General features: G+C 67.6%; 6 protein-coding genes and 1 pseudogene. 4 read left to right on the forward strand and 3 right to left on the reverse strand.

The features are described from left to right. The 4 genes and pseudogenes from ASJ79_RS33245 to ASJ79_RS16865 all read left to right on the forward strand — a co-directional run. A pseudogene (locus tag ASJ79_RS33245) lies at window positions 1-199 on the forward strand (16S rRNA (guanine(527)-N(7))-methyltransferase RsmG); the annotation flags it as partial. After that, the gene (locus ASJ79_RS16855) at window positions 199-1,155 is read left to right on the forward strand and encodes a ParA family protein (RefSeq protein ID WP_067957324.1); all 957 of its coding nucleotides are present in this window, start codon (window positions 199-201) and stop codon (window positions 1,153-1,155) included. The pseudogene ASJ79_RS33245 and the gene ASJ79_RS16855, both read left to right, overlap by 1 nt. After that, window positions 1,152-2,165 (forward strand): ParB/RepB/Spo0J family partition protein, encoded by a 1,014-nt coding sequence (locus ASJ79_RS16860; RefSeq protein WP_067957326.1) that lies wholly within the window; start codon window positions 1,152-1,154, stop codon window positions 2,163-2,165. Before ASJ79_RS16855 ends, ASJ79_RS16860 begins: the two co-directional genes overlap by 4 nt. Before the next feature lie 217 nt (window positions 2,166-2,382). Next, window positions 2,383-3,132, forward strand: a complete 750-nt coding sequence (locus tag ASJ79_RS16865; RefSeq protein WP_067957330.1) for an acetyltransferase — start codon at window positions 2,383-2,385, stop codon at window positions 3,130-3,132. A 13-nt stretch (window positions 3,133-3,145) separates the two neighbouring features. Here the strand turns inward: ASJ79_RS16865 and ASJ79_RS16870 are convergent, their stop codons facing one another. From ASJ79_RS16870 to trxB, 3 genes are all read right to left on the reverse strand, one after another. Then, window positions 3,146-4,333, reverse strand: coding sequence for an N-acetylmuramoyl-L-alanine amidase (locus ASJ79_RS16870; protein WP_067957332.1), 1,188 nt, complete (start codon window positions 4,331-4,333; stop codon window positions 3,146-3,148). 83 nt (window positions 4,334-4,416) lie between these two features. Beyond that, on the reverse strand, window positions 4,417-4,746 hold the full coding sequence (gene trxA / locus ASJ79_RS16875) for a thioredoxin (RefSeq protein ID WP_067957335.1): 330 nt from the start codon (window positions 4,744-4,746) through the stop codon (window positions 4,417-4,419). Then, window positions 4,743-5,738 (reverse strand): thioredoxin-disulfide reductase, encoded by a 996-nt coding sequence (trxB, locus tag ASJ79_RS16880; RefSeq protein ID WP_067957339.1) that lies wholly within the window; start codon window positions 5,736-5,738, stop codon window positions 4,743-4,745. Before trxB ends, trxA begins: the two co-directional genes overlap by 4 nt. Window positions 5,739-5,775 lie beyond the last annotated feature (37 nt).

Consider the following 5,775-nt stretch of genomic DNA (forward strand, 5'->3'; position numbering starts at 1 on the left):
CCGGATGCTGGCGATCAAGGGGGAGCGGGCCGATGAGGAAGTCCGGCAGCACCGGCGGTCGATGGCTGCGCTCGGAGTGTCGAAGGTGAAGGTGGAAAGATGTGGCGCGCAGTACGTGGAGCCGCCCGCGACCGTGGTCGTGGGGTTTCAAGAGATGGCCAGGAATCGTCAGCTCCGGTCCGGAAGGCGGTACAGGTGATGTCGGCTCCGCGAGACGCCGAGACTTCAGACTCGCTCCCGAGGCCGGATGTTTCACGTGAAACATGGCCGGCCCAGGACGCCGATACGCCGATCGGTGCGGAGGCCGCACGAGCCGTCCGGCTGATGCAGGCGGCGGTGCAAGGACAGCTGCCCAAGCCGAAGCGCCAACGGGTGGTCACGATCGCCAACCAGAAGGGCGGCGTCGGCAAGACCACCACCGCGGTCAACATCGCGGCCGCGCTCGCGCTGCAGGGCCTGAAGACCCTCGTCATCGATCTCGATCCACAGGGCAACGCCAGCACCGCGCTGGGCATCGAACATCGGCCGGGCACCCCGTCGTCGTACGAAGTCCTGATCGGCGACATCTCGGTGGAGACCGCGCTTCAGCGGAGTCCGCACAGCGAGCGGTTGTTCTGCATCCCGGCGACCATCGACCTGGCCGGTGCCGAGATCGAACTGGTCAGCATGGTCGCCCGGGAAGGCCGGCTCCGCACCGCACTCGGCGATCTCCAGCACTACGACTTCGACTACGTGTTCATCGACTGCCCGCCGTCGCTCGGACTGCTGACGATCAACGCTCTGGTCGCCGCGCCGGAGGTGCTGATCCCGATCCAGTGCGAGTACTACGCACTCGAGGGCGTGGGTCAGCTGCTCCGCAACATCGAAATGGTCAAGGCGCACTTGAACCCCGAGCTCGATGTCACCACGGTGGTCCTCACGATGTACGACGGCCGCACGAAACTGGCCGACCAGGTCGCGATGGATGTCCGTGAGCACTTCGGCGACAAGGTGCTGCGGACGGTGATCCCGCGCAGTGTGAAGGTGTCCGAGGCACCCGGCTACGGGATGACGATCATCGACTACGACCGGGGTTCGCGAGGGGCGATGAGTTATCTCGACGCCAGCCGCGAGCTGGCACTCCGCGGTGGGGACGAAGGTAGAGGGGACCGATGAACACTCCGGCACGCAAGCGCAGCGGTCTGGGCCGCGGGCTGGCTTCACTGATTCCGACGGGACCGGCCGAGACCGGCCAACCTGCGACGCTGGGACCGAAGATGGGTGCCGCCGCCGCTGACGTCGTCCTCGGTGGCGCGCCCGCGGCACCGGCCACCCCACCGCCCGCGGAGGAGACGAACCCGGTCGGTGCGGTGTACCGCGAGATCGCGCCGTCCCAGATCGACCCCAACCCGCGGCAGCCGCGCCAGGTGTTCGACGAGGAAGCTCTGGCGGAATTGGTGCATTCGATCCGCGAGTTCGGGCTGATGCAGCCGATCGTGGTCCGCGCGACGCCGAGCGAGGACGGGCAGAGCCCACCGCGCTATCAACTCGTGATGGGGGAGCGGCGGTGGCGTGCCGCGCAGCTGGCCGGCGTCGCGACCATTCCCGCGATCGTCCGCGAGACCGCGGACGACAGCATGCTGCGCGACGCGCTGCTGGAGAACATCCACCGGGTGCAGCTGAATCCGCTCGAAGAGGCGGCCGCGTACCAGCAGCTGCTCGAGGAGTTCGGCGTCACCCACGATGAACTCGCATCCCGGATCGGCCGGTCCCGCCCGCTGATCACCAACATGATCCGGCTGCTTCGCCTCCCGATCGCGGTGCAGCGTCGGGTGGCGGCGGGGGTGCTCTCGGCCGGACACGCCAGGGCGCTGCTGTCCCTGGAGGCGGGACCGGAGGCCCAGGAAGAACTCGCCGCACGTATCGTGGCCGAGGGGCTGTCGGTCCGCGCCACCGAAGAAGCGGTGACGCTGGCCAACCGCAACGGCGAAGCGCCGCCGGCGGCTCCCCGTCGTAAGCCCATCCAGATGCCGGGATTGCAGGACGTCGCCGAACAGCTGTCGACGGCATTCGATACCCGTGTCACCGTGAGCCTGGGCAAGCGCAAGGGCAAAATCGTCGTCGAGTTCGGCTCGGTCGACGATTTGCAGCGCATAGTGGAGTTGATGAACGCGTCCCGGCAATGACCCATCACACCGCCGAATTACGTCACTGTGACACAGATGGCGCAGTTCGCGTCGGGGGGGCCGGGTCCGATCGCAAAGATGCTGCGGCGCAATCTCATTCGATGATCCGGCGGGCGAAGGGTGGCGGACGCGCCCAGGGGGAGCCACGCCGGCGCCGGCCTTCTATTCTGGAGGGGCAGCCGTACCCATTTGGACGGCGAAGAGACCGGGGAGTCTAGTGGCCGCACGTATCACGCCCCTTCGGCTCGAGGCGTTCGAGCAGTTGCCCAAGCATGCGCGGCGCTGTGTCTACTGGGAAGTCGACCCGGCGATCATCGACCGGGGCGATCACCTGTCGGATCCGGAGTTCGAGAAGGAAGCGTGGCTGTCGATGGTCATGCTCGAGTGGGGGTCCTGCGGTCAGCTCGCCGTCGAGCACCGCACCGCCGCCGGCCGGGAGCGCGTGAGTGAGGACCCCGACGACGAACCGTGCCTCGGATACGTGTTCTACGCGCCGCCGCGCTCGGTGCCCCGCGCCACCCGCTTTCCGACCGGACCGGTCAGCGCCGATGCCGTGCTGTTGACCACCCTGGGCGTCGAGCCCGGGCAGGACGCGACCGACCTGTCCCATACGCTGCTCACCGCGGTCGTCGCGGACCTGGTGCGTCGAGGTGTACGCGCACTGGAGGCGTTCGGCCGGACGAGTCAGGTGCCTGAGCTGACCGAAATGGACACCGTGCCGCCCGACGTCCGTCCGGTGATGGAGGCACTGGGGGACTGCTCGGTGGACCAGTGCGTGCTCGACGCGGATCTGCTGCTGGACGCCGGCTTCGTGGTGGTCTCGCACCACACCTACTTCCCGAGACTGCGTCTCGAGCTCGAGCAGGGTCTGGGGTGGAAGGCCGGTGTCGAAGCGGCGCTGGAACGACTGCTGGAAGGCGCGCAGCTCGAACAGCCGGTGGGTGCGGCGTCGAGCGCGTGTGGATGACCCGGGCGGCGGGTCAGCCGTGGCGCGCCTGTTCGACCGCGAGCTCGTGGGCGAGCAGTTCGGCGAACGTGAACGTCCCGGTGGGCCGGTCGTTCTTGCCGAGCAGATAGAGCCGCTTGACCGCGGCCAGGATGCCTTCGGCCAGCGCGTCGCGGGACGACGGCGACACCAGTTTGGCGCGGTCGTCGGGATTGGTGATGTATCCGACGTCGACCTGCACGGTCGGCATTCTGGTCAGCCGCAACAGGTCCCAGGTCCGGCCGTGCACCCGGCAATCACGTAATCCGGTGCGCGCGACCACTTCCCGTTGGATGAAATCCGCAAGGTTGCGCCCGATCGTGGACACCGAGCCGTGCGAATTGCCGAAATGGAACGACGCGACACCGTTGGCCGCGGGGCTGGGATGGGTCGCGCAGCGCAGGCTGATCATCATGTCGGCACCGACCGTGTTCGCGGTGGCGGCCCGTTCGGCATCCGACGGCGACGCGTTGGCCGGCCGGGACAGGAACGTCTCGATACCGATCGCGGTCATGCGGCCCTCGAGCCGAGAGGCCAAGTCCCACAGGATGTCTGCTTCGCTGATCGGACCCGCGGGCCCGGTCGTGATCAGGCCGTGGTCGGCACCGCCCCGTCCCGGGTCGACGATGATCCGCTTGCCGGACAGGCGCGGCCCGGACCGGCGCACCAACTCCTCCTCCCGGATCGCGTGTGGTGACCCACCGGTGACCCGCGATCCGAGAAAGTACAAGGAGCGCAATGTTTCCGGGCCGCAGATACCGTCCGGATAGAGGCCGTACTCCCGCTGGTAGGACGACAGCGCGTTGTGGGTCTGCAGACCGAAATGTCCGTCGACCAGCCCGGTGTAGAACCCCAGATCCTGCAGCCGGGCCTGCAGCGTGGCGACGTCGTCGCCGTACATCGGCGCGCCGAACTGATGATTGAGTGTGCGCGCGCCGAGCCGGTAGGAGGCTTCCTTGAGCGCGCGATAGGTGGCTTCGCCGACGATTCCGTCCACCAGCAGGCCCCGGTGCTGCTGGAACGCGCGCACCGCGTGGTCGAGATCGTCGTCGAACATGTCCGCCGCCACGTGCTTACCCGTGGTCAGGTTCTCGTCGGCGCCGGCGATCATGCCGAGCGCGGCAAGAGCGGCCCGGATCTCGGCGACCGCCCCCCCGCGGTCACCGCGACGCAGACTCGACATAGCCCGATTGTCTCAGACCGACATGGGATTCGAGAAAACCCCAGGCAAGTCGTAGTGCCGCGATTCGGGGTCTCCCAAGGTAGTTAGACGATCTCAGCCAATTCGCGAAGCAGGGCGGCCTTGCCCTTCGCGCCGACGATCCGCTTCACCGGCTGGCCGTCCTTGAACAGGATCATCGTGGGAATCGACACCACCTGGAAATCACGCGCGGTGGCCGGGTTCTCGTCGACGTCGATCTTGGCGACGGTGAGCGAGCCGGCCTTCTCCGAGGCGATCTCCTCGAGCACCGGGGCGACCATCTTGCACGGCCCGCACCAGGTGGCCCAGAAATCCACCAGCACCGGGGTGCCGGCCGACAGCACGTCGTCGGAGAACGAATCGTCGGTCACGGTGACCGTGTTGGAACCGCTCACTGCTGTGCTCCTATCAGATCGCTGTCTTCTGTTGTGGTGGAGGTTCTTTCGCCCGGAGCGGCGTGTTCGGCCAGCCAGCGCTCGGCGTCGATCGAAGCGGCGCAACCACTTCCGGCGGCGGTGATCGCCTGACGGTAGGTGTGATCGACGAGATCGCCTGCGGCGAAGACACCTTCGACCGAGGTGTAGGTGGTGCGGCCCTGCACTTTCACGTAACCTTCGTCATCGACCTCGACCTGGTCGCGGACCAACTCGGACCGGGGGTCGTGCCCGACCGCCACGAAGACGCCCGTCACCGCGAGCGCGGATTCCTCACCGGTGACGGTGTTGCGCAACCGGATCCCGGTCACCTTGGGGTCACCTTCGATCGCGGTGACCTGGGTGTTGGTCAGGATGGTGATCTTCTCGTTGGCCTGTGCGCGCTCGAGCATGATCTTGGACGCGCGGAACTCGTCACGGCGGTGGATCAGGGTGACGCTGCGGGCGAAGCGGGTGAGGAAGGTGGCCTCCTCCATGGCGGAGTCCCCACCGCCGACCACGGCGATGTCCTGGTCGCGGAAGAAGAAGCCGTCACAGGTCGCGCAGGTGCTCACCCCCATGCCGATCATCTCTTCCTCGCCGGGCACCCCGAGATGGCGGGCCGCGGCCCCCATCGCGAGGATCACCGCGCGGGCGTGGTGCGTCTCGTCACCGACGGTGACCGACTTCACCGGACCGGTCAGGTCGACCGCGTCGACGTCCTCCATGCGCAGGTCGGCGCCGAAGCGCAGCGCCTGCTCGCGCATCTGGTCCATCAGCTCCGGGCCGGTGATGCCTTCCCGGAAGCCGGGGTAGTTCTCCACCTCGGTGGTGGTCATCAATGCGCCGCCGAACTGGCTGCCCTCGAACACCAGCGGCTTGAGCTGGGCGCGGGCCGCGTAGATCGCAGCGGTGTACCCGGCCGGGCCGGACCCGATGATGATGACGTCGTGGACGGTCTCTGAGGAGGTCATGCGTCCCTTTCTGCCTGCGGCGAGAGTTCTCAAGAAC

It is taken from the genome of Mycobacterium sp. NAZ190054 (assembly GCF_001545925.1).
Lineage (GTDB): Bacteria > Actinomycetota > Actinomycetes > Mycobacteriales > Mycobacteriaceae > Mycobacterium.

Excerpts from the sequence above, each read along its gene's own strand:
- ASJ79_RS16870 (WP_067957332.1), bottom strand. The coding sequence starts at position 4,333 with ATGTCGAGTCTGCGTCGCGGTGACCGCGGGGGGGCGGTCGCCGAGATC.
- ASJ79_RS16855 (WP_067957324.1), top strand. The coding sequence starts at position 199 with ATGTCGGCTCCGCGAGACGCCGAGACTTCAGACTCGCTCCCGAGGCCG.
- trxB (WP_067957339.1), bottom strand. The coding sequence starts at position 5,738 with ATGACCTCCTCAGAGACCGTCCACGACGTCATCATCATCGGGTCCGGC.
- ASJ79_RS16860 (WP_067957326.1), top strand. The coding sequence starts at position 1,152 with ATGAACACTCCGGCACGCAAGCGCAGCGGTCTGGGCCGCGGGCTGGCT.